At 40.7% G+C, this 23925-nt stretch carries 18 protein-coding genes, 1 pseudogene and 1 CRISPR repeat array; of the genes and pseudogenes, 8 read left to right on the top strand and 11 right to left on the bottom strand.

Annotated features, from left to right (window positions below):
* Positions 1 to 35 precede the first annotated feature (35 nt).
* On the top strand, positions 36 to 4577 hold the full coding sequence (locus tag V7783_RS18155; RefSeq protein ID WP_442961395.1) for an EAL domain-containing protein: 4542 nt from the start codon (positions 36 to 38) through the stop codon (positions 4575 to 4577).
* A gap of 1 nt (position 4578) precedes the next feature.
* Here V7783_RS18155 and V7783_RS18150 read toward each other — a convergent pair whose 3' ends face one another.
* Together V7783_RS18150 and V7783_RS18145 are read right to left on the bottom strand one after the other, a co-directional pair.
* Positions 4579 to 5949: a cache domain-containing protein gene (locus V7783_RS18150; RefSeq protein ID WP_335679915.1), complete on the bottom strand. Its 1371-nt coding sequence runs from the start codon at positions 5947 to 5949 to the stop codon at positions 4579 to 4581.
* 134 nt (positions 5950 to 6083) lie between these two features.
* Positions 6084 to 6971 (bottom strand): cation diffusion facilitator family transporter, encoded by an 888-nt coding sequence (locus V7783_RS18145; protein ID WP_335679914.1) that lies wholly within the window; start codon positions 6969 to 6971, stop codon positions 6084 to 6086.
* A 219-nt stretch (positions 6972 to 7190) separates the two neighbouring features.
* Here V7783_RS18145 and V7783_RS18140 point away from each other — a divergent pair, with 219 nt between their 5' ends.
* Positions 7191 to 8633, top strand: coding sequence for a sensor domain-containing diguanylate cyclase (locus V7783_RS18140; protein ID WP_335679913.1), 1443 nt, complete (start codon positions 7191 to 7193; stop codon positions 8631 to 8633).
* A 352-nt stretch (positions 8634 to 8985) separates the two neighbouring features.
* A CRISPR array of direct repeats spans positions 8986 to 9320; the repeat unit is 30 nt; unit sequence CGGTTCAGCCCCGTGAGTACGGGGAACACA.
* A 29-nt stretch (positions 9321 to 9349) separates the two neighbouring features.
* On the opposite strand, the pseudogene V7783_RS18135 reads toward V7783_RS18140, so the two are convergent.
* The 6 genes and pseudogenes from V7783_RS18135 to V7783_RS18110 form a co-directional block, all read right to left on the bottom strand.
* Positions 9350 to 9868, bottom strand: a pseudogene (locus tag V7783_RS18135) (WYL domain-containing protein); the annotation flags it as partial.
* Between the two features lie 102 nt (positions 9869 to 9970).
* Positions 9971 to 11188 carry a J domain-containing protein gene (locus tag V7783_RS18130; protein ID WP_335679910.1) on the bottom strand — a complete coding sequence of 406 codons (1218 nt, stop codon included), beginning with the start codon at positions 11186 to 11188 and terminating at the stop codon, positions 9971 to 9973.
* Positions 11189 to 11268: 80 nt separating this feature from the next.
* Positions 11269 to 12144, bottom strand: coding sequence for an SMP-30/gluconolactonase/LRE family protein (locus V7783_RS18125; RefSeq protein ID WP_335679908.1), 876 nt, complete (start codon positions 12142 to 12144; stop codon positions 11269 to 11271).
* A gap of 37 nt (positions 12145 to 12181) precedes the next feature.
* Complete coding sequence (locus V7783_RS18120; protein WP_064665159.1) at positions 12182 to 12889, bottom strand: sulfite exporter TauE/SafE family protein; 708 nt, start codon at positions 12887 to 12889, stop codon at positions 12182 to 12184.
* A gap of 97 nt (positions 12890 to 12986) precedes the next feature.
* Positions 12987 to 13766: an SDR family NAD(P)-dependent oxidoreductase gene (locus tag V7783_RS18115; RefSeq protein ID WP_335679907.1), complete on the bottom strand. Its 780-nt coding sequence runs from the start codon at positions 13764 to 13766 to the stop codon at positions 12987 to 12989.
* 40 nt (positions 13767 to 13806) lie between these two features.
* The gene (locus V7783_RS18110) at positions 13807 to 14553 is read right to left on the bottom strand and encodes a FadR/GntR family transcriptional regulator (protein WP_064665161.1); all 747 of its coding nucleotides are present in this window, start codon (positions 14551 to 14553) and stop codon (positions 13807 to 13809) included.
* Between the two features lie 232 nt (positions 14554 to 14785).
* Here V7783_RS18110 and V7783_RS18105 point away from each other — a divergent pair, with 232 nt between their 5' ends.
* The 5 genes from V7783_RS18105 (at position 14786) to V7783_RS18085 (ending at position 18729) form a co-directional block, all read left to right on the top strand.
* Positions 14786 to 16414, top strand: a complete 1629-nt coding sequence (locus tag V7783_RS18105) for a sodium:solute symporter (protein ID WP_283709101.1) — start codon at positions 14786 to 14788, stop codon at positions 16412 to 16414.
* A 148-nt stretch (positions 16415 to 16562) separates the two neighbouring features.
* Positions 16563 to 17141: a DUF4861 family protein gene (locus V7783_RS18100; protein ID WP_335679906.1), complete on the top strand. Its 579-nt coding sequence runs from the start codon at positions 16563 to 16565 to the stop codon at positions 17139 to 17141.
* The gene (locus tag V7783_RS18095) at positions 17107 to 17487 is read left to right on the top strand and encodes a glycoside hydrolase family 88 protein (protein WP_335679905.1); all 381 of its coding nucleotides are present in this window, start codon (positions 17107 to 17109) and stop codon (positions 17485 to 17487) included. Before V7783_RS18100 ends, V7783_RS18095 begins: the two co-directional genes overlap by 35 nt.
* Before the next feature lie 8 nt (positions 17488 to 17495).
* On the top strand, positions 17496 to 18266 hold the full coding sequence (locus V7783_RS18090) for a BNR-4 repeat-containing protein (RefSeq protein WP_335679904.1): 771 nt from the start codon (positions 17496 to 17498) through the stop codon (positions 18264 to 18266).
* Between the two features lie 103 nt (positions 18267 to 18369).
* Positions 18370 to 18729, top strand: coding sequence for a hypothetical protein (locus tag V7783_RS18085; RefSeq protein WP_335679903.1), 360 nt, complete (start codon positions 18370 to 18372; stop codon positions 18727 to 18729).
* 55 nt (positions 18730 to 18784) lie between these two features.
* Here the strand turns inward: V7783_RS18085 and V7783_RS18080 are convergent, their stop codons facing one another.
* Positions 18785 to 19807: a glycoside hydrolase family 43 protein gene (locus tag V7783_RS18080; protein ID WP_335679902.1), complete on the bottom strand. Its 1023-nt coding sequence runs from the start codon at positions 19805 to 19807 to the stop codon at positions 18785 to 18787.
* A gap of 104 nt (positions 19808 to 19911) precedes the next feature.
* Here V7783_RS18080 and V7783_RS18075 point away from each other — a divergent pair, with 104 nt between their 5' ends.
* Positions 19912 to 20922, top strand: a complete 1011-nt coding sequence (locus V7783_RS18075) for an arabinan endo-1,5-alpha-L-arabinosidase (protein ID WP_192541348.1) — start codon at positions 19912 to 19914, stop codon at positions 20920 to 20922.
* Between the two features lie 82 nt (positions 20923 to 21004).
* Here V7783_RS18075 and V7783_RS18070 read toward each other — a convergent pair whose 3' ends face one another.
* Complete coding sequence (locus V7783_RS18070; protein WP_335679901.1) at positions 21005 to 21436, bottom strand: FKBP-type peptidyl-prolyl cis-trans isomerase; 432 nt, start codon at positions 21434 to 21436, stop codon at positions 21005 to 21007.
* Between the two features lie 10 nt (positions 21437 to 21446).
* A complete protein-coding gene (locus V7783_RS18065; protein WP_335679900.1) occupies positions 21447 to 23900 on the bottom strand; it encodes a beta-L-arabinofuranosidase domain-containing protein in 2454 nt (817 codons plus the stop codon).
* Positions 23901 to 23925 lie beyond the last annotated feature (25 nt).

Below are 23925 nucleotides of genomic sequence, written 5' to 3'. Positions count from 1 at the left end.
CTAACGTTTATTACATGAGTGGAGCAATAACATAAGTGCGGTTGAGCAACATTTTTCTCATCTTATTTAGCATCGTTCTCAGTTTTTGCAGTGTAGCTGTCAATGCTCAAAATTATGCTCAACAATTACAGCGAATATCGACTGATGAAGGGCTATCACAAGGTCATGTTACGAGTACCTTGCAAGATAAACTCGGCTTTATTTGGATCGGTACGCTGCAAGGCTTAAACCGTTTTGACGGCTACCAAGTAAAAACCTTTGCTGGTGAATACAACCTCGATCAGTGGTTGATTAATTTTTTATATGAAACAAGCAACGGCGATATCTTTGTCTCTACTGAGTATTCTGGTGCATTTCTTATCGACCCGGTAACCCTTAAAGTGGAAAAAGTGTACTCTGGTAAATTAAATGCCGAAGATAGCCACTACTCCCCTATTTTAGCCATTACTGAATACCAACAACATTTTTACTATGCAATTAACCAGCATGTGTATACTTCTGATAATAAGCATAAAAAATTTAGCCATGAGTTTTCGATCAATAAAGATGATCATATGGTGCGAGCGCTTACCATCCATGACAATTTTTTATACATCGCCACAAGCGATGGCTTATATTCAAAATCCCTCATTGATGAGCATATAACTAAAATCCCTCTTGTTCCTAAAGAGCAACTTACTGAAGATCAAAACAATACCAAATTTTTAGCAGTCGATCCGCAGCTAGGTTTGTTAGTGGGCACCGTTGAGGGCTTTTATGCGATTCCGTTTGATGATAACAACAGGCTCAACTTTGATGCTATTAAAGTGATATTTCCTGAACATAATATTTGGGACTATGTGAACACCTCCTATGGAGAGTTTATTGTCACTGAAAATGGCTTGTATCAGTATCACCGTGACACTGGTAAAAGCGAATTTTTATTACGTTTTGACCAAAGTAAATTTCACATGACCGATAATACGATTGTTGATGTGATGGTCGATAGAACAGGGCTGATGTGGCTAGCTTCACGCTCTCAAGGTGTATTCACTTGGTCAAGCATGGCAAGGCGCTTTGGTAATCTGCAAGTTACTTCTAAAGATAAGCCGCATAGCAATATTATTCTTGCAATTCATCAAGATGAGAATGGTATATGGTTGGGTACTGAAAATGGTTTAGCACAAGTAACTGATGATGGCTCAAGTACCAGCCTCTTTTTGACAACCGAGGATAAGAAAGCGTTTTACGGCCAATTTGGTGTGTTTGGCATTGCCCCTGCAAATCTAAATGAGCCAGGGCGTTACCTATGGTTGTTGCTATACGACAATCTCGCCTTATTTGATACCTTCACGGAACAACGAATTCCTTTACCAATGGACGACACCACAAAGGAAGTTTTTCAACAAGATTTTATGTATGGCCATCACCAGATGGACACTGATACCTTTGCTTTTTTTAGCGACAATAATTACTTTTTGTACAACGGCAAAACGGGCCATACTAGGATTATAAAGGGCTTAAAAGAGCAACTAGATCCGCTAAATGCACATAGATTTTTAAAACCGTTAACGAGTCACCCTGATGAATACATGATCAGCGCCTCTGGTGCTTTATATCGTTATAATGAAGAAACCCAACGACTTACCCTCATTTACGCTGTTGAAAACTATAATCCACTAAATTACGTAACAATAGAAGATTGGGTGCTCGATTATAACAACACGCTTTGGTTGGCCTCAAACCAAGAAGGCTTGATAGGGCTTGACGCTACCAGCTACGAAGAAAAATATCGAGTTAATGGTAAAACGGGCTTAAAAGCTATGGCATTAACGGCTCTACAAATAGACCACTTTGGCTTTTTATGGATGAGTAGCAATAACGGTCTCTACCGGCTCGATTTAAACTCGATGCAAGTACATTCATACACAGTAAAAGATGGCCTTACCGTCAACGAATTTAATTTTGATTCACACCTGCAATTAGCAGACGGTCGATTAGCATTTGGCAGTACTCGTGGAATGCTCACGCTCGCACCACAAGACTTTTTAGCCGTGCCAGCTGATAGCCATAGATCAGAAACTGAGATCACTGATATTACATTGTTTTCAAGGGAGCTGAATTATCACCCTCAGCAATACGCCTATAAAAACTTACAACTTAGCGATGAAGACTTGGGACTGGAAGTGAGCTTTTCAAATTTTGACTTTCAAAATATTGATAAAACGCGCTACAAAATATCGCTACATGGGCCAAGCTCGGTTAAGTATGATGAATATAAAAGCAATAAACTCTTTTTCACAAAACTGCCACCAGGTGACTACACACTTTCAATTGCAACTTACAATTTAGATAGTGCCGGCTTAGGAGATACAAAAACACTGAAGTTTAATGTGGCTTATGCGCCATGGCGCTCTCCCCTCGCTATAACTGCCTATGCATTGATTATTTTTGCGGTGTTATTTTTCATTTTTTGGCAGTACCGCGCTCGCCAAGCTGTTATTAAGCATGCTCATGATGAAATATTGCAATCACAGCAACAGACAGAGCTTGCTTTAAACAGTAGTAAGAGCGGCGTATGGGAAGTCGATATTGCAGCACAGTGGATCAGCCAACAACGTTTAAAACAAGAACTAGGCTACAACACAAGATGGCCGCAAAAACTAAACTTTGCCGCCTACTTTGCACTTATTCACCCTGATGATAAGCGTCAATTTAGCAATGATTGGCAAACATTTTTAAATCAAAGCAGTCATGATCAATGGCAAATAACTTACCGCCTCAAGCATGCCAAAGGGCATTGGCTATGGTATCAAGATATTGGCAAAGTAATCGAGACCGATGCACAAGGTTTACCATTAAAAGTGACCGGGATCTACACTAATATAACCGAGCAACGTGCCACCGCACAGCAGGCTGCCGTGCTCGGTGAAGCATTCAGCCAAATCAACGATTGGTTACTAATTTTAGATTCTCAACTACTACCGTTTTCGGTCAACAATAGTTTTGCCGAAGCGTTCTCTATTAACACAAACACCACTAAGCTTGAATTAAAGCACTTTTTAACTGCAATGGGTAAAAAGCAGTATCGTGAATTCCTCACAATATTAAAATCATTATCGCCCAAACAAAATTGGCGAGGAGATGCATATGTGAAGACCAAAATGAACTCATCGCACCCAATCCATATTAGTATTACTGCAGTGGCAAAAGACAGTGACGTTGTAAGTTATTATGTGGTGGTGATATCAGATCTAACTGAGCAAAAACGCGCTGAAAATGAACTGCGCTATTTGGCAAACTATGATCCATTAACTAAGTTGCCAAATCGCTCATTAATGTATCAAAAAATAGCCAATGCCCTTAAAGAAGCCGATAATCGTAACAGCCTAGTTGCCTTGCTGTTCATTGATTTAGATAAGTTTAAGCCCGTTAATGACTCTTTTGGCCATGCAGTAGGCGATCAGCTGTTATGTGATATAACCAATAGAATGAATAGCATGCTCGATAAAAATGCCATTGTCGGGCGACAAAGTGGTGACGAATTTTTACTCCTAATTAAAAACTTAGATTCGCCGCAAAGCTTAAGTACGCTAGTACGAACGCTGACAGATGAACTGGCAAAACGCGTTGTGATCAACGATTTCGCCATCAATATATCGGCCAGTGTCGGCGTTGCATTATACCCATTCGATGCCAATACAACGGATGAGCTTATTCGTAATGCAGACATTGCAATGATGCATGCGAAACAATCTGGTCGTAATGGCTTTAAATTTTTCACTGAGCAAATGAATAATCAGCTCACGCAAAAGTTACTACTTGAAAATGCCTTAAAAGATGCCTACAAAGACGATTTATTTTTTAATAATTATCAACCCATCGTTAATAATAAAACTAAAAAAATAAACGGTGTAGAGCTATTAATGCGCTGGCAACATCAAGCAGAGTTGATATCACCCGCGGTGTTTATCCCAATTGCCGAAGAAACTGGTTTAATCGATGTGCTTACCGAGCAAGCGCTTACCCGTGCACTTGAAGATCTCGCACCATTATTTCGTGCCAATTCGCGCTTCTATTTATCGCTCAACCTCTCACCCATGCATATTTTAAAATCTAATTTAACTGAGCGGTTATTGCTTATTCTCAATCAACATCATATAAAGCCCGCTCAATTGCGGTTAGAAATTACCGAAAACACCTTGCTAGATGACAAGAGCAAAGCTGCTAAGCAATTACGTGCGCTAAGAGGTGCTGGTTTTAAATTATTATTAGATGATTTTGGCACTGGCTACTCGTCCTTAACCTATTTGAGTCACTTCCCCATTGATGTAATTAAGATAGATCAAAGCTTTGTACGTAACATTGGGCAAGATAGTGGTAACGAATCAATTATTAGAACAATTCACACTTTAGCTGAAAATCTTGGCCTCTATTGTATTGCTGAAGGGGTAGAAACAATTGAACAGATACAATTTTTAAATCGCATCGGCTGTGATGATTTACAAGGGTACTATTTTTCTAAGCCAACCACTGCCGACAACCTACTGAACGACGATTATATCCAAACTGTCCATAACCAATTACGATCGGTTTAAGTTACACTAAATACAGGTGAGCTTTAGCGATTAGCCCATTTGTTAAGGCAGCGATAAAGTTGGCTACGATCAACTGGCTTGGCAATAAAATCACCAACACAATAAGTAATAGCGACTGCCCCCAAGCACTAGCTGCAACTAAATTGGCGTACTTACGTTGTAATAAACTGGCTACATACCAACCCTGCTGTTGAGATAAGTACACTTTTACATAGTATTGTTCACCATCAATAGTGGTGGTCATAATCGCTTGATCGTTCCCTTCTAATTGCGAAAATTCCTCTGCGGATAGTTGTGCCAACACTTTATAATGAGATGTTAACGTACTGAATACCACTTGCTTTTTGGCATCAAGTACCACTAACTCACCTTGGTTATCAAATATCGACGGCCGAAACTGTTCAAACGATCCCAACGTTAATGAGCCTTCTACCACGCCCTGAAAACGTTCGTCGATATATACAGGTGCAGAAACCCCTACAATAGGCACATTACCAAAGCCGCGACCGCGGAAAATATCAGAGATGTACCCGTTAGGCGACTCTTTGCCTTTGATATAGTAATCACGGTCTGCTACCGACAGACTGTTACCTTTTAAACTTTCTTGTAAACTAAGAGGATTAAATACACGTGCAATGGCGTTTTCGTCGGTCACTATGGAAGTCAAAAAGCTTGGATAAAGTGTCATTAAATGATCCAGTGCAACCTCTTTAGCCACCCCCTGCTCAATTGCTTTTGCCGTTAAAACAATGCCTCGACGATAGTCATTTAAATACAGATCTATTTTAGCCGCTATATCTTCCGACTTTTTAGATAACTGTGCTTTTACTTCATACTCAATCCGGGCGTAGTGGTTATTAGTCAGTACAATAGAGGTGATTAAAACAACTAAAATGATAAGGATACTAACGATGTAATTAAGGATTTGATAGAGTGAATAAGCACGTTTGTGCCAGGCTTGCTGAATAAAGAAAAAGCTAATTAAATCAACAATAGATAATATAATTGCTGCATTTAATAGGTACTTGACTAGCGCTGTAACAATCGCTAACCAAGGCAAAGCAATAATAAAATAGCCGATCGCAGCTAAAACTGGAATACCAATTACCAGCCAATATACTATGCCGCGAACAAACAATAATCGCGCTTTTTTATGGCTAAAATAATAAAGCCAAATGACTTCGCCAACAAATACCAACGACGGCCAGCAATGCCCCCAGCGATAAAAGATAAACATGGCGCTAATTGCACAAGTGATCAGCGCATAACGCAGACCAAACAACAACAAACAAATTAAAACAAAAAACTGGCCAAATAAAAATTCAGAGCTATCGAGAAACCAAAAAGGCAGTAAATTTACAAAACCCGCCAATATACCTAATAATACGGAGCAGCAAACTGCAAAATATCGATGCTGAGAAATTGACAATAGCTTGTCCAAAAATAATACGAACGATATCTAAAAGTAAAAGAAAAAAGCCGTTTTGCCAAGTACGCTACCTATATTTAATGCTTGCAGCCATTACTTTCTATCTGTAACACACTAATGGTAATCTTAAATTGTTGCGCCAATAACTGCTCAACCTTCAAACGGCATGCTTCGTCATGTTTTTCTTTAGTGCAATGTTGTTTTAATACCACATGGGCACCAACGACCAATTCTTTATCACGACGCGTAACCGTTACGTTATGTACATTTTCTACATGTTCCACATGCGAAATTGCCTGCTCAATATCGGCTACATCTGGCAATTTAGCTTTATTAAGGCGCAACCCTTTCACACAACCAATAATCACTTTTACACCGGTAAACAGGACAAATAAGGCGATCAGCATACTGGAGAGAATATCAATCACGCTCCATCCAGTCAGGTAAATAAGGACCCCTGCTATAAAGGTAGAAACTGTTGATATTAAATCAAAAAATGAATGCAAAAAGACGGCATAAACATTAATACTCGCCTTGCGTCCTTTGTATAAAACCCACGCTGCAGCACCATGAAATAAAAACCCTGTTGCAGCAATCACTGACATTAAATAGCTATTTACTTCAGGCCCTTGCCCTTCATGATGATGTAAAAAGCGCTCTCCACCTTCGTATAAAATCACTAAACTGATCGCTAAATACAAGCAACCATTGATCAAACCACCGGTTAGCTCAGCTTTTTGATAACCATCGTTATAATTCTTCGCCAAGTGAATAGCTAAACTAGAGGCTATTAACGCAATGAATAAAGAGCTATTGTGAACAAATAAATGCCCGGCATCCGCCAATACGGCTAATGAGTTAGCATAATAAGCGCCAACCACCTGAATGATCATAAATGAGCAAGTGATCGCTAATGCAATTAATAATCGGCGCCGAGAGGCTTGATGCGTTGTTATATCGGTCATGAAAAGCGGTTTTACCTGTGCTTAAGGGTGCTAAAAATCATCATTAAAGAAATATCGAAAAGGAGTAATGATATACAGTATCAATTGTAATACTTCCGAGGCTCAAACGCACTATAAAACTTAATATTGCGCTAATTTCTCTGTTAAATGCGCAATTAAAGTACCATTTAACTATAATTGTATGTAAGCTACATATGTTAATAGGAAGTTGGAAAGCCAGTGAAACAGTATTCAGTCGATGAAATTTGGCAATCAATACAAGCATTACCCATTGCAATCATGCTGTTTGATGATCAAGCTGATACGCTGCATGCTAATGCCTCCTGCCAGCAATTATTAGGCTTAATGCCTGCAACCAACCCTGTCAAAAATGCCTTTGAACACTTATCAATTTTACAATTAGATAATAATGAACCTATTGATTATCAATCATTCTTAGCACCTAGTAATAACGCTGAACACATCTTCACAATCGTTAAAAAAAAGACCCCTCTGTGCATAAAAGTTACTTATAGTTTGATTGCCCCGCAATTAATGATACTCGCGTGCGAACCTCAGTCAGCCATGTCACAACAGGCTGATTTTGATGAAGTGATCGCAAAAATATCAACTCAGTTAATCGATATACAAAGTGACAACTTAGATCAACAAATTGAAAGCGCGTTAAAAACCATTGGTACATTTTGTGATGCCGACCGCAGCTATTTATTTCAATTTAGCGAAGACGGCACAGCCATGAGCAACACGCATGAGTGGGTTAATACACAAATCAAACCATTTAAAGAAAAACTACAAAATATTCCACAAGATTTATTACCGTATTTTTTTGCCACAATGAACAAAAAACACGTTTTTAACGTGCCTGACGTTAAAATGCTGCCAAGCGCCGCCGCTGCCGAAAAAGCTGAATTTGAATCAGAAGGCATCAAGTCTGTTTTATGTATTGGGCTGCGCTCAGAAAATGCTTTGTTCGGGTTTATTGGCTGTGATTGCGTAACACATATACGCCACTGGACCGACACCGATCTGATGCGCATTAAACTCGTTGGTGAAATTATTACCAACGCCCTCAAAAATGTTTTTTATAAACAACGTTTAGAACATGCCCAACAACAACTACTGTTAATGAATAAAGAACTGCAATCACAAGCCAACCTCGACAGCCTAACAAATATCGCCAACCGCCGATGCTTTGATCAAACCTTACTCAGTGAAATTCAACGAGCAACACGCTCACAGCAACCCTTGAGTTTGATCATTTGTGATATCGATTATTTTAAACTGTATAACGACAACCATGGCCACAGACAAGGTGATCACGCACTCAAACAAGTTGCCCATGCATTACATAGTTTATGTAAGCGACAAGGTGATTTAGCAGCCCGCTATGGCGGAGAAGAATTTGCAATTGTATTACCCAGCATTGACAAAACCCACTGCTTAAAATTTGCCAAGTTACTGCAACAGCAAATAAGCCAACTAAAAATTCCTCACCCAAATTCAAACGTAGCCGACTACCTCACCATCAGCATCGGATGTTATAGCTGCAAACCAGATCAAAACACCACCGCAGATATGATGATCCTCGCCGCCGACAGCGCACTGTATATGGCAAAAAACTCCGGCCGCAATCAAATTCAAGTTTTTGACGAAACGCATTAACTTCCAATACCCCAAACCTAACAGCTTTTTATATCACTGCTCCAAAGCGCAGCGCCTCATAACCTCTTTGTGAATACATCACTTAAAATCATTTTGCACAATGAGAAGTGAATGAGAGTAAATGAGAAGACAAAAGGTAACGAGCTGCGGCTTACCCTAGCACCAGTTCCTACGATAGTAACAGGTGCTTCTTGGTAGCTTGGTGTTTATGGATGTAGGCGTAGAGCTTGCTCACGCGAAAGCGAAGCTTTTAAATTGTAGGTCGTGCTTTAGCGCGAAAGTGACTTAATTTCAAACAAACTATCGTGTCAATAATCCATCCATGGAGCTTGGTTACCTGGTGTTAACTGTCAGGTTCAGCCCCGTGGGTACGGGGAACACGCCTTGTAGTAAGTCTCCATGCATAGAATCTGCGGTTCAGCCCCGTGAGTACGGGGAACACAACTGGCACTGGTAAATTAAGTTGTTGGTTTGCGGTTCAGCTCCGTGGGTACGGGGAACACCTAAATTGAACATACCGCCCCCTTAGAATGAGCGGTTCAGCCCCGTGGATACGGGGAACACACGAGCCATTTACTTATGCGGTGCTGTTTTATCGGTTCAGCCCCGTGAGTACGGGGAACACAGAAACACCCGCTTTCATGGCTGGTATTGGTGCGGTTCAGCCCCGTGAGTACGGGGAACACAAATTCATATTCGCCATTAAAACGGGTCAGTACAAAGTCTCTAAAATCACGGTTCTTTTCACAATAGGCGCGTACATGCCAGCGCATACCATCAAACACTAGATTATGCGGGCTGATGATCCTAGCTTCAAAGTCAGGGCTCGACACCGATGCGTAACCTACATCCACTCTTAATTGGCTATTAAGTGCTTGTAATACACCCCGCACTTTTTTAGGGGCTATATCAGCAAGTGGTGAATTGAGCCAAGTGAACTGTTGCCAGCTCACGGTATCTTCACTTTGCTTAGCGATTTTTAAGTATGCACTTAGGTCTAACTCATTTAAGCAAGGGTTAAAATATTCAGTCGCTTGATAACCTTTAAGCGAACTATTGTAGCGTAAGAAATCGGGGTGAAACCTAACGTAATCTTGAATGATGTTAGAAGCACTTGAACGACTAATAGCAAAATGTTTTTGCAAGTGGTTGGTCGTTAACCGCCCTTCCCAATGTACGATTAGTTCAATAAAGTGAAAACGACGTTGGCAAATATAATCAAATTGTGGGGTCATGCACTCCCTGCACTATTATTTTTATTGTTGTTAACATAAGTTATCAGAAAAACTATTGTTTACAAGCAGAATTCCTTTTCTGCGTGAATGGTTTGTTTTAGATCAAAAATTAAACATACTTTCGAGCGCGGCTTGAAAAGATGCTGGCATATGGCGTTTGTCTAAAATCCGATCGTTTAGTTCTTCTTTGAGTAATTTTACGGTTGTGCAATAGCCTAAGCGCTCTGCAATTTCATCACATTCATTATTTAAAGCTGCTATATGATTTACAAAGTTTTCTTTGATCTGTGCTTTACTACGGCCGTTAAACTTGCGCCATACCAGTGTATGTTCATCGTTGCCTTGTTTTTGCCTGCGATGAAGCGCATTTAACTCAGCTATTTTATTTTGCAGTAACGGTACTAGGTTTGCTTTGGTTTCTTCGTCAAAGTCTACATCGTCGTCAAAATGCGTTATATAAAGCTGCAATAAGGTAAAGCCGTCTTTTGCTTTGCGTGCTTCGCCGAGTTGTTGCATTAACTGGTGTTTTTCAGCTTTTTTTGCTGGATCTGGCTCTTTATCGGGGTGCAATTTTGACGCTAAACGTTTATACATTTTGTTTAATTGCGAACTCTTAAAGAGTTTTTCTAATTTTGAGTTTGTCTTTTGTTGTTTAATTTCATCACGATCAAAATGTTCATATTGGTCAAAAAAGTCTTCCCAATCTTCATCATCATCGCTATACGCATCGCCGGCATTAAACGCTTCATCAGTGCTGTTTGGCTCATGCTCTGCGTTATCACCCAAGCCTTGTTCATCTAAGTGTTGATAAAGCAGTTTAGGATCAAGCGTAATTTCCTTTAATTGTTCATCGGTTAATTCTAAACCAGGAAAATCTTGCTGTAGCATGGCCCTGAACATATTCAACTCAGATGCGGGAATCTCGTTTACCGCTGCTTGATTGTGCTTATCCAGCTGTGAGCGAAATGTATGTGATATTGCTGCTATATCTATGTCACCTGTAAACGGGTGATTTGATAGATAATCTAAATCTGCATTTATCCAATCCACCAGTTCACTTCGCTGCTCAACAGTTAAGCTCTTACGGGGAATAAATTGACTTAAATGAATAACTTGCTGTGCAATCATCTGTGCTTGATACTGCTCATGCGGCTCTACTTGTTCTTTGAACTGAGTAAATAAACCTTGCTTTTTAGTATCAAAATTAGCGTTGCGCTTAGTGTGTTTTTCTATGCGTTGCCATAATAGTTCTAACTCAGAGCTTGGCTTTGCTGTGGTTGATTGTTTTACATTTTGTAAAAAAGTAGTGTTTGCTTTCATAGCGGCTCATTTATGCAAATATATACTTACATACTAACATTTTATCCTAGCACTAAAAAAGACGCCTTGACCGATTGTGCTCACAGCTGCGCGGGCGTTTCTGCTATTCCTTGTATATTGGCTTGTAAAATAAATACAGCGCCGCTGTAGGGATATTGTGTTAGTACCTCAGGTTCAAGACCAATGCGGGCGGAGGTAACGGCGATGGTTGTTAGATCATCGCCAAAAAAAGTGAGGCTGGTGATCCTAGGTGCGGGGAGTCGATAAAAATGCACAAGAGTGCCATTTTCACAAAAACGATAAAGGCCATGACCATTCCATGACGCGACCCATAAGTGATTGTCGTTATCGACTGTCATGCCATCGGGAAAACCCATTGTTTGGTCAAATTTTACGAATACGCGTTTGTTGCTAAGCTCACCTTGGGCATTTAAATCAAACTGATAAATAGTCTGAGTTGAAGATTCTGTTGAATAAAGTGTGCGACCATCTTTACTAATTGCAGGGCCATTACTGATCACATAATTGCTATCAACTTTTTGCAAGCTTTTACCATTGCCAAGTCGATACAATGAACCCACGTTTTGTTGCTCAAGCTTATCCATAGTGCCAAAAAACAAATTGCCATGGCGATCGGTTTTGGCATCATTTAAACGGTTACCTTGCGGCTCATTTAGTTGGCAATACAGCGATGTTCTTTGCAGGGTGTTGCTATCGAGGTAATAAATGGCATTTTCAAACCCAGCGATAAGCTGTTGATCGTGGCTTTCCATCAGCCAACAGATAGACTCAGGCATTTGCACTGCCTGTAATGTTTGCTGTGTGCAATCAAAGCGATACAGAACTTTGCTTAAAATATCAACCCAAAACAAGCAGTTAAAAGTACGACTGAAATAAGGGCCTTCGCCAAGTAAGCATTGGCATGGGATGATCATTTTTATTGCGTTAACTGCCATGAAAACCTAACTTAAAAGCACATAAAGGCCGACTATATTAACGGTGAATAAAAATAAGTGCTAGACCTGAAAAACTGGCGACCAAAATAATGAGTATCCGTGTGGCTTTTTCGTTGATGCTATTATTAACAAAATACGAGGCTCCCCAGCCAATTAATATTGCTGGTAAGCACTTTAAAAATAATACAATATCTTGCATATCAGCGGAGCCTGTTACTAATAAAGCAATGATGCCGAACAGATTGATAAACACAAAAAAAATACTGAGATTTGCTTTAATTTTATCTTTATTTTGTGCTTGGTAAAGCAGCCCCATCGGCGCGCCGCCTGCTGAGGTGGTGGTGCCAATAAAACCTGATGCAATGGAGGCAACAAGGTTTGATAGCATAGTTAATTTAGGCGACCAACCCGTTAAAGACAGGCCGACAGCAAGTAATAAACAGCTACCTAATAGCAGCCGATATTGCTCAGAATCTACATAGACCATAACAGCAGCGGCACTGAGTACACCAATAGCTCCGCCAAAAATGGAATAACCAGTTTGTTTGACATCAATTGCGCCGCGGTGCTTTATTGTCAGTAATGCGGTGATCAACAACGCGTTGAGGATCATAGGCGCGGGCACTAGCTCTGGCATTAGCCAATACAGAACTGGTACGCAGAGTAACCCTAGCCCAAAGCCAATTACGCACTGTAAACATGCGCCAATTATCAATATAAAATAAACGAGTACAATATCGGGCAACGCCTTTCTACCTTTTAAGCTGGTTTTGACTAATATACAGCCAACAGTATTTTAATATTATAATATGATTACCAAAAGGTAAATTTTTTTATTCGTGTTAGGTCCAACCGGCATCAACAACAAGTGATTGTGCTGTCATCATTTTACTGTCATCGGCTGCTAAAAATAATGCCGCATTAACAATATCATCAGCTTGTAATGTTTCATTAATACATTGGTTATGCCTAACATCTTCAATCATTTCTGGTGTTAACCAATGGGTAATTTGCCGCTCAGTCATCACCCAGCCAGGTACTAAGGTATTGATACGAATATTATCTTTGCCGTATGTTGCCGCTAATGAGCGTGTCAGCCCCTCAATACCCGCTTTTGCTGTGGTGTACGCTGGCATACCAGTTTGTTTGATCCGCCAACTCACTGACCCCATATTTATAATACTACCACCACCAATGCGTTGCATTTGTGGCGCCACAGCTTGTGCAGAGAAAAAACACGGGCGAAGGTTCACAGCAAGTTTATCATCCCAATATTCAACACTCATTTTATCGGCAACATGGCGCGTGTCGTCAGCAGCATTGTTGATCAACACACTGATTTCGCCTTGTGTTTTACCGGTCGTTTCAATGGCTGCTTTTAATTGCTCAATATCACGCAGATCACAGTAAATATAGAGTGGATCAAAGCGATACTGCCCTGCCAACTGTGTAACGAGCTTGTCGCCTTGTTGTTTGGCAATATCAATAAAAGTCACTTTTGCATGCTGCTCGCAAAAGCGTTTTACCATTATTTCACCAATGCCTGTGGCACCGCCGGTAATAAAAACACTTTTACCAGCTAGGCTTGGATAACGTGTTATTTGTGTTGTTGAAGCTGGCATGATTTCCTTAAATATTAAGATAATTCATTAATAAACGCGGCTATTTTGATACCTTGCTTGACTGTTGATCAGCAATTTCTTTTTCAACTATTTCTTTTTCAATGAATGACATCGCTTCGTCAATCATATAAGTCATCATATTTTTAGCGCGTTCAGGTTCACCATTTAAAATTGCTTGATACACTTTAAAATGCTCATCAGCAATCGCTTTTTTACTGCCTTTGGCTGGTGTTGTATGCTGAATACTGACATTTAATGCGGTGCGAATAAAGTCGCGTAATTGGAAAAAGAACCGATTACCACTGGCAAATAAAATAGCGGTATGAAAAGACAAATCAGCTTCGTGAATTTCACCATCGGGCGCATCTGCAGCTGCTTGCATATTATCAAGTGCAAGGGCTATTTCTGCAATCGCGTCTTTATCTGCACGCCTTGCCGCGAGTGCCGCCGCTTGTGGCTCAATCGCTAAACGCACTTGTAAAAATTCTTTTAATACATACAGTGATGGGCTGCTTTCGAGTAGCCATTTTAATACACTGGTATCATATAAATTCCACGTATTTGCAGGCTCAACACGAATGCCTTGGCGTGGTCGTGATGATATAAGTCCTTTTGCCGCAAGCATTTTTACAGCTTCACGAACAGCAGTACGGCTAATACCATACTCTTCACATAATTTTGCTTCTGTAGGTAAACCTGATTCCGCTGTGTAGTGGCCATTAATGATGGCTTTACCGAGCTCATTGGTTACCTGTTGTGACAAATTTAAATTTTCAATGCGTGCCATAAACAAACAGTTCCTTTAAAAATACTTATTGTATGATACTACTATAATTTTCCTGCGTCATCTTACAAATCACTTACCAAGATTAATGTAGGGTCATTTTCGTTCATAAAGTTCTTTAACTTATAACCACACTATTTTTAACAAATATCTTTCATTTAACTTATTTGTATTATAATATTTTTATTACACACAAATTTACCGAAGTCGATTTCGGGCTTAAATGGAATCAAAGATGATCGAATTAAGTACACTAGACTGGCTGGTGCTGGCAGGATTTTTTGTCTTGTTGTTAGCCGTTGTCGTCGTCTCAATGAGGCAAAAAGAAGAAGATACTACAGATTATTTTTTAGCGGGTCGTAATGCTAGTTGGTTAGTGATTGGGGCGTCAATATTTGCCTCCAACATTGGCTCTGAGCATTTAGTTGGTTTATCCGGCGCGGGTGCACAATCAGGTATGGCGTTAGCGCACTGGGAAATGCAATCGTGGATAATATTATTACTTGGTTGGGTCTTCGTACCATTTTATTGGAGTAGTAAAGTATATACCATGCCGGAGTTTTTAGAGCGCCGCTTTAACTCCAAATCGCGCACTTTCCTATCCGTTATTTCCCTGATCAGTTATGTACTCACTAAGGTCGCGGTTACCGTTTATGCTGGGGGGATTGCCTTTAAAACAATTCTCGGTATCGAGAGCATTTGGGGCATTGATTTTTTCTGGATCTCCGCCATTGCCTTAGTGGTGATCACGGGTATCTACACCGTACTTGGTGGCATGAAAGCGATAATGTGGACATCAGTATTACAAACGCCGGTGCTGATCATCGGCTCTGTGGTTATCTTAGTCGTTGGTTTAGATAAAGTCGGTGGCTGGTCAGAAGTTGAGCGTTTAAATGATGTAAATATGCATTTAATTCGCAGCGCCTCTGATACAGAGTTTCCATGGCCGGGCATCATTTTTGGTTCATTTATTATTGGTTTTTGGTACTGGTGTACCGACCAATATATTGTACAACGAGTACTGTCAGCGAAAGGCATTAAAGAAGCGCGTCGCGGTACTATGTTCGCAGGTTACTTAAAGTTACTGCCTATTTTTATCTTTTTAGTACCAGGGATGATCGCTTACGCATTAAAAGCAAAAGGCATTATTAGCTATGATAGCGCCGATCAGGCATTTCCAACATTAGTTGCAGAGCTACTCCCTTCTGGTGTTAAAGGCATTGTAATTGGTGGTCTTGTTGCCGCATTAATGAGCTCGTTAGCCTCGTTATTTAATTCGTCAGCCACCTTATTTACTATCGATTTTTATAAAAAGTTCAAACCTGAATCAAGCGAAAAACACCTGTTAAAAGTAGGCCGTTTGGCAACCGTTGCCATTGTTATTTTAGGTTTATTGTGGATACCTATTATGAGCTTGATTGCAGACGTACTGTATGAATATCTGCAAAGCGTGCAATCACTGATTGCCCCTGGTATTGCTGCCGTATTCTTATTAGGTTTATGTAGTAAACGTATTACACCTACAGCGGGATTTGTTGGTTTAGTATCTGGTTTTGTGATGGGTATGTTCCGCTTAGTACTTTTGCCATTTAAAGACAGCCTAGTGGGTACACCAGTGGAGTGGGTTACCACAATGAACTGGTTATACTACTGTATTTTACTATTCGTACTCGTTGTCGGCATTATGATTGTAGTGAGTATATTCACCAAGCAAGCAAGTGAAGAGCAATTAAAAGGCCTTACCTTCTCAAGTCTAGACAAAGCTACATTAAAAGAGGTTGCTGATGGCCTAGATAAATGGGATTACATTCATACCGCAGGGATCATCGGTATCACCGCGTTTATTTACTACCGTTTCTGGTAAAACATAATTAGTTGTTCCCACGTTTATGGGGGGTGTTATCACCCCCCTTTTTTTGCACACAGATAAAGACACTCATTAATCAGGCTATCTAGCTTCCTCTTGTATTGTTAGCCTCGGTGCCGATTGATGAATAATCAAATAAGAGGTAATGATGAACACACTGCTTAAAATTGCATCTATAAGTTCTCTGATATTACTCAGTAGTTGCTCAACTAAAACACCCCAAACTAGCGTACATGCCCGCTATGTACCAGAGCGTATGGACGACTTTGCGTTTGAAAATGACAAGGTTGCCTTTCGTGTTTATGGCCCTGCTTTAACAGACTCCGCTGAAAACAACGGTACGGACTGTTGGTTAAAACGGGTTGATTACCCGATTGTTGATAAGTGGTATAAAGGCCATGAGCAAGGTATTTCGTATCATGAAGATCATGGCGAAGGTTATGATCCTTATCATGTAGGTACTTCCCTTGGTTGTGGTTCCATTGCGCTTTGGGATACTGAGGCAAAAACCACAGATAAACTTATTCAGCCAAATGTCTACACAGATTATGCAATAATAGAAAAATCCGCCGATAAAGTGGTTTTTGAATTAACTTATCACTACAACACTAAAAATATTGATGAGATCAAACGCATCACCCTTGAAAAAGGCAATCAGTTTTATAAAGCCCAAAGCCAATTTAGCCAAAATGGCCGCACGGTTAATCGAAATTCAACGCGATGATGGCACTTGGTCAATGGGATTATTAGGCGGAACAGAAGGTTACCCAATAAAAGAAACCAGCGGTACGTCGTTTTATGCGTATGGTATTGTATGTGGTATTAACCAAGGTTACTTAGATAAAGCCACTTACCGTCCAGCGTTAATGAAAGCATGGCGCGCCTTGGAAAAGTCAGTCACTGATGAAGGCATGCTTGGCTTTGTCCAACCTGTAGGCGCCGCTCCCGGTGATTCATTCCCTGATTACACAGAAGTTTACGGTGTGGGCGCATTTTTAGCCGCAGGCACTGAAGTCTATAAATTATTAGACAGCGAACAAGCTAAAAAAAACTCGCAAATAACCCCGTAAAAACCTTAATGCATAACGCGGGCTGGTGTTGGTTCCAAGACCCCCGCGCTATTATCCAAGACGGAAAACTTGTTATTGGCAGTGTTGCCGGTAACGGCATTGGTGATGCAGCAGTAGGTGTATATGATCTCGACAATAAGCAACTTTTAGGGCGCACCACATTAAAAGCTGATTTTGATCATGACGATCATAACTCACCGGTTTTTTATACCCGCCCAGATGGCAGTCTATTAACTGTGTATGCCCGCCATAATAGTGAAAAAGTGCATTATTACCGTATTTCAACGTCATCCGATTTTTTAAATTGGGGCGAAGAAAAAACCATACAAAGCCCCGCCAACGTTACTTACATGAACTTGTATAACCTGTCAGGTGAAAAAACACTGTATAACCTTTATCGTGGTATTGATTGGAACCCTACTTATGTAACATCTAAAGATGATGGTGCAACGTGGGACGATGAACACCTCCATTTAATTCAAAATGAAGTACCAGGTGTGCAACGACCGTATGCTCGCTATGCCGGAAATGGCAAAGACACCATAGGCTTATCGTTTACCGACGCTCACCCGCGTGATTTTGGTAACAGTATTTATTATGCTGAGTTTCGTGATGGCAATTTCTACAACGTTGATGGGAGCTTTATTAAAAACTTGAAAAATGACGGTCCACTTAAGCCCTCTCAAGCGAAAAAGATATTTCAAGGTGGCGGCGGTGATTTTCGTGGCCATGACTTAAGCGTCGAAAAAAAGCGCATGGACCAGCTCTGTCGCATTTGATGATAAAGGCTATCCACATATCGCTTACACGTATTACCTAAGTAACCAAGATCTGCGTTATCGCTTAGCGTCATGGGATGGCAATAAATGGCACGACCGAGAAGTGGCTTTCGCTGGAAGCCGTTTATACGACCGAGAAGCAAGTTATACAGGCCTTATAGCGGTTGATCCGGTTGATCCGGTTGATCCGAGTGATCCAACGCATCTGGTTATTTCAAGCAATGTAAATCCGACTACGGGTAAATCGCTCGCGATGCCACATCAAATATTTAGCGCACGCGTAGCGCTGGATGATGACACTAAAAGTATCCAGTGGCAACAGTTAACGCATGATAAAAACAATGAAAATTTACGCCCTATGATTGTCAATTCAGATAAGCATAAAGTCATTATGTGGTTACAAGGTCAATATAATAGTTGGACAGACTATTATTTAGATGCTGTGGGAATTATTGTTGAATAATAGCCCCTTAAATTATTGATTAAAATGGGAGCCAAGGCTCCCATTTACATTTGTGTTAGTCTGGTTTGTCAGGTGATAAAACCGGAAAGCCATTTTCATCCCATTCAATAATACGTGCACGCGCATGGCGGTTTGGATCTGTCAGTGGTGTACCTTGTAACTCTTTATAATCGCGGCTGTGGTAAATTAATAAATCGGTGACACCATCCTCTGCTTTTACAAAGCTACTGTGACCAGGACCAAAGCGCCCTACTTTTTCGTTACTAGCAAAAATCGGCTGCTGCTTTTTATGCCAGCTTGCAGGGTCGAGTAAATCGGCATCAGCATCGGCCCATAATAAACCCATCGCGTAACGATGATCAGTCGCACTGGCAGAATACGTAAGTAGCACTTTTCCCTCACGGATCATCACTGCAGCGCCTTCATTAACCTTATAGCCTTGCACTTCCCAATCTAGAGTAGGCTCTGTTATGGCTACAATTGGCTCTTTGATTGACGTGGGTGAATCCATTTCGGCGATCCATAATGCGGAGTTATATGTTGCAGGCTGGTTTTGCTGTGCCCAGACTAAGTAGCGTTTGCCATTATGGCTAAATGTTGTGGCGTCCAGCGAAAAGCTATCGAGGTGTGTTTTTAACTGCCCCATTTCTTGCCAGTTACCTTGCATGGGATTTTCACTGTCATTTTTAAGGACATACATGCGGATACTGAATGGCTTTTCAACATCGCCCGCTGCAAAGTGAATGTACCAACTGCCGTCAACCTTATGCAGCTCTGGTGCCCAAATATTGGTACTCATAGGCCCTTTGGCATTTTTTTGCCAAATCACTTTTGGCTCTGCAAGCTTCAAATCATTAAGTCTACACGCTTGGCGTAGCTCTATTTCGTCAAACTTAGGGGAGGTACCAATAAAGGTATAACAACCCGTTTTGTCATCGCGGACTAGCCAAGGATCGGCACGTTGCAATACAATTGGGTTATCGATGGGTGCGACACTGGTGCTGCTATTAGCATAACTAAATGTTGGCATAGCAAGTAACATACTCACAATAGGAAATAGAGAGCGCTTTTTTAGCATAATTTTTATCCTGTTATTTATCTTGTTTTCATTGTTAATATTGTATTACATATATTATAGTAGCTGAATAAGTGTAATGATTAAAATAAAAAAGGTAGGCAACTATGAAACACGCAAAAAAGTTTGCTCATACATGTAAACTGATCGGTGCAAGTACATTACTTTGTTTAGCGAGTAATGCCATGGCTAAACAAGTTGAAGTACACGACCCGGTAATGACCAAAGAAGGCGATACATATTACGTCTTTAGTACGGGTATGGGGATCACTTATTACGAATCCAAAGACATGAAAAATTGGCAGCTTACTGGCCGCGTATTTAAAGACGAGCCAAGCTGGGCAAAACGAGTGGCCAATGACTTTGGTGGCCACCTTTGGGCACCAGATGTATACCAAAAAGACGGTAAGTTTTATCTTTATTATTCCGTATCTGCGTTTGGTAAAAACACCTCTGCGATTGGTGTAACGGTTAACGAAACTCTAGACCCTAAATCACCAGATTATAAATGGATAGATCACGGTATAGTTATACAGTCTGTGCCTGAGCGTGATAACTGGAACGCGATTGACCCTGCTATTGTTGAAGATGATAACGGCACGCCGTGGATGAGCTTTGGTTCGTTTTGGGGTGGCCTTAAATTAGTAAAACTTGATGATGATATGGTTCGTATTGCACAACCGCAAGAATGGCATAGTATTTCAGCACGCCCTAACACTGAACACGGCCCTGTAGAAGCGCCATATATCTTTAAAAAGAATGGCTATTACTATTTATTTGTATCGTTTGATAAATGCTGCCAAGGTTTAGACAGTACTTACAATGTTCGTGTAGGGCGCAGTAAGAATGTAGAAGGCCCTTACCTTGATAAAGAAGGTCGTGACTTAAATAATGGCGGTGGTTCACTGGTGATCGAAGGTAATAAAGACTGGGCAGCACTTGGCCATAATGCCGCCTACACCTTTGATGGCAAGGACTATTTAGTACTTCATGCCTACGAAAGCGCTGATAACGGCTTACAAAAATTACGTATTTTACCAATGACTTGGGACGATAACTGGCCAGTAGTTGATAGCAAAGATCTAAACAAGCGCACCACTAAGCTGATTGAGAAGTAATGCAACGGTATAAATAATGAAACTAAAAAAACCTGCAGATTGCAGGTTTTTTTACACTTTAATTTAATACTAAATTTGCGTCTTAATTAAAATCGATTAGAGTAATATCCATAAAAATAAGCTGTTCACTACTGGCCGCTAATGACTCGTTAAGTGGCACACTGTAAATATCATAGGCAAGATGCGGTAAAATCAAAAGTTCATAACGGCTGCCTTTAGGCATCAGCATGAGTGCTTCTTGCAAACCATCTATCGCTTCTGCAATTTCATACTCTGCCAATTGCTCGATTTGCCGCGTATCATAAAGCACATGCCCTGTTGCAGTCATAACCCGTTGCTGCACCTTAACAGTGGCATCCCATGAAGGTGGTTCGCCACTGCCAAGCTCAATTACGCGATACATTAAGCCAGAACCTGTGACGTGCACGCCAGGCTGTGTGATATATTGCTCTGCAAGTGGGTAGCGTCGTTCACTCACTTTTGAGTGTTTACTCTGGGTATGGTGTAAAGTCATGCTCACTCTGCTACTTATTATTAATTAAGCGAATACCGTAAATACCACCGGCAATAGAGCCTTGCTCGGCGCTAAAACGCAGTGTTAGCAATGATGCTTGTTGCATTACATCGGTTAACGGGTAATCAATGCTATAAAATTCTGTATCAGTTTGCTGAGTCGGCAAACTTACTTTTGCCAACACCTCACCATTAATAGTGATGGTAAATTTACGGCCTACATCAGCATTAAAATAACGAATACGCAGTGCCACTGCTTGCTGATCTGGGTTGGCTAATGTGTATTCAAACCAACCTGTTGCATCACGCCAATGGTGACCATTATTTACGCCTGCGCGGGTGTTTTCGCCTTTAAAATCATGCTCTACTTCAGGCTGTTGCTCACCCGGAGTAATTTGGTCAACCGTCAATAATCGTAACTGCTCTTTTGCTTGTTCAGCCGCTTTTGAATCTTTCACGAACTGAGTAAATTCGGCTTCACTTTGCTGCGGCCAGTAAACTTGATAGCGACTATCATGCAGCCTAAAAAACGGAATTAACTGAGTTGTTTGTGTACTTCCTATGCCCTGCTCAGCAATAGCGACATTTTTATCTGTGGTAAATGCCAACTCTGCGCTAGGCGTACGCTTTAAATCAGCAATAAACTGCTCAGGTTCACTGAGCATGATAGGCAGTGCTTCAGGTGGACAGGTTGGTCCCGCAGCAATATGACCCATGCGGCTGTTGTCTGCCACAAAATTCAACTGCTCGTTTTTAAACGCCTGAACTTTTGTTGCCATAACCACAGGACCATACAATACTGCATAATAATCTTGGCCATCCGGCAATTGCTCTGTGTACAGCTTTGGCGCTAAAGTAAAAGTTAATTTGTCGCCATCATGCCAATCATGTTTTATTGCGTAATACCCCTGCTCTGCAGTGGCATTTATTGCTTTGCCATTAAGTTCAAATAGCAACTCATCATTAACCCAACTTGGTTTTCGAATATGCAGCTGTGCTGATGAGTTATGTTTTTTATCTAATGTGTTAATCACTAAGGTTATATTATTAGCATCAGGAAAATGGCTTTGTTGAGTTACTTTTAAGCCTTGTTGCTGCCAATCAAGCGTACTGGGAATAAATAGATTTACCCATAAGTTATCATCATGTTTACTGTAGATCAGCTCAGCATATTTACTATGGTTTTCAATGCCTGAACCGACACAACACCACATAGAATCTTGCACCGATGAATAGGTGCGATAATGGCCTGGTCGCATTGAGGTAAAATAAACCAAACCACCATGTTCAGGGTGTTGCGACGATAAAATATGGTTATAGGTTGCGCGCTCATAATACTCTAAATAACGGGTATCAGCGGTTTTGAGAAACAGTAATTTACTGAGTTTCATCATGTTGTAAGTGTTACAGGTTTCAGGGCCTTCAACATCTTCAACCATAGGGGTAAAGTCGTTTTTATCGTGGAAATGCTCACGTACGCTGTTACCACCAATGGCTACTGAACGCTGTTTAGTCACTGTTTGCCAAAAGTAATCTGCGCCTTGCTGCCACGCTTCATCATCACTTGCATCGGCTACTTTTAACATACCAATAATTTTTGGGATTTGCGTATTCGCGTGTAAACCGGTTAGCTTATCTTGCTTTTCTAAAAGCGGATCGATAATGCTGTTATGGGTAAATTGGCGCGCTAGCTTTAAGTAACGTTTGTCTTCACTGATTGTTGCCATATCGGCAAATACCGCATTTAAACCACCGTATTCTGAGTAGAGCATCTGTTGAATTTGCTCGTCACTTAATTTAGTCGTTAAGTTTAAAAACCATTCACCTAATGTGAATAACATGGTTTTAGCTTGCTCACTGCCAGCAATTAAATAAGCATCACGCAGGCCGTGGAAAATTTTATCTATATTATAAAGTGGCACCCAACGATCATTTAAGCTAAATAAATCAGCTTTAATATTACCATCGTGAATTTGTTGCCACATTGCTTGGCCATCTGGTATACCGCCTAAGTAACCGTTATTAGCCTGTTGCGCTCGTTGTAGCTCATTTAACATGTAATCTAAACGACGCTTTAATTCTTCATCCCCGGTTGCTGCCCAAGCAAGGCTTAGCGCTGATAAATAATGCCCACCAATATGACCATCAAGGCCGGTGTCTTCCCAGTTACCGTACGATGGCGCTTTTTGCTCGATACCAGCTTCTCGTAAGTAGGGAGCTAACAGTTGATCAGGATGTAACGCGAGTAAATAACGCACATTCGTTTGTTGTGCGTGTAAAAAAGGACCTGCACTTAAACTTACTTGATCAAGTGCAAAGAGCTGTTGGCTACTTTTGTCAGTTTGCTTAGTATCTTTAACGGCAGTGCCAGTATGTTCAGTTTGCTCGCTGCACGCAGTTAGCATCATTAACATAGCACCAACACTTACCAGTTGGCACAAGCCTACTTTTATTGCTGCAAACATATCCAAAGTCCTTATTATTTTATTA

Origin of the sequence: Pseudoalteromonas sp., assembly GCF_036960685.1 — a bacterium.
Classification (GTDB): domain Bacteria; phylum Pseudomonadota; class Gammaproteobacteria; order Enterobacterales; family Alteromonadaceae; genus Pseudoalteromonas.
Note: the sequence above shows the minus strand (reverse complement) of the source record. Positions and strands in the feature narration are given on the sequence as shown.

Bases quoted from the DNA above. Each gene is read 5' to 3' on its own strand.
- V7783_RS18145 (WP_335679914.1), bottom strand. From the start codon at position 6,971: ATGACCGATATAACAACGCATCAAGCCTCTCGGCGCCGATTATTAATT.
- V7783_RS18130 (WP_335679910.1), bottom strand. From the start codon at position 11,188: ATGAAAGCAAACACTACTTTTTTACAAAATGTAAAACAATCAACCACA.
- V7783_RS18125 (WP_335679908.1), bottom strand. From the start codon at position 12,144: ATGGCAGTTAACGCAATAAAAATGATCATCCCATGCCAATGCTTACTT.
- V7783_RS18115 (WP_335679907.1), bottom strand. From the start codon at position 13,766: ATGCCAGCTTCAACAACACAAATAACACGTTATCCAAGCCTAGCTGGT.
- V7783_RS18110 (WP_064665161.1), bottom strand. From the start codon at position 14,553: ATGGCACGCATTGAAAATTTAAATTTGTCACAACAGGTAACCAATGAG.
- V7783_RS18105 (WP_283709101.1), top strand. From the start codon at position 14,786: ATGATCGAATTAAGTACACTAGACTGGCTGGTGCTGGCAGGATTTTTT.
- V7783_RS18100 (WP_335679906.1), top strand. From the start codon at position 16,563: ATGATGAACACACTGCTTAAAATTGCATCTATAAGTTCTCTGATATTA.
- V7783_RS18095 (WP_335679905.1), top strand. From the start codon at position 17,107: ATGGCCGCACGGTTAATCGAAATTCAACGCGATGATGGCACTTGGTCA.
- V7783_RS18090 (WP_335679904.1), top strand. From the start codon at position 17,496: ATGCATAACGCGGGCTGGTGTTGGTTCCAAGACCCCCGCGCTATTATC.
- V7783_RS18080 (WP_335679902.1), bottom strand. From the start codon at position 19,807: ATGCTAAAAAAGCGCTCTCTATTTCCTATTGTGAGTATGTTACTTGCT.
- V7783_RS18075 (WP_192541348.1), top strand. From the start codon at position 19,912: ATGAAACACGCAAAAAAGTTTGCTCATACATGTAAACTGATCGGTGCA.
- V7783_RS18070 (WP_335679901.1), bottom strand. From the start codon at position 21,436: ATGACTTTACACCATACCCAGAGTAAACACTCAAAAGTGAGTGAACGA.
- V7783_RS18065 (WP_335679900.1), bottom strand. From the start codon at position 23,900: ATGTTTGCAGCAATAAAAGTAGGCTTGTGCCAACTGGTAAGTGTTGGT.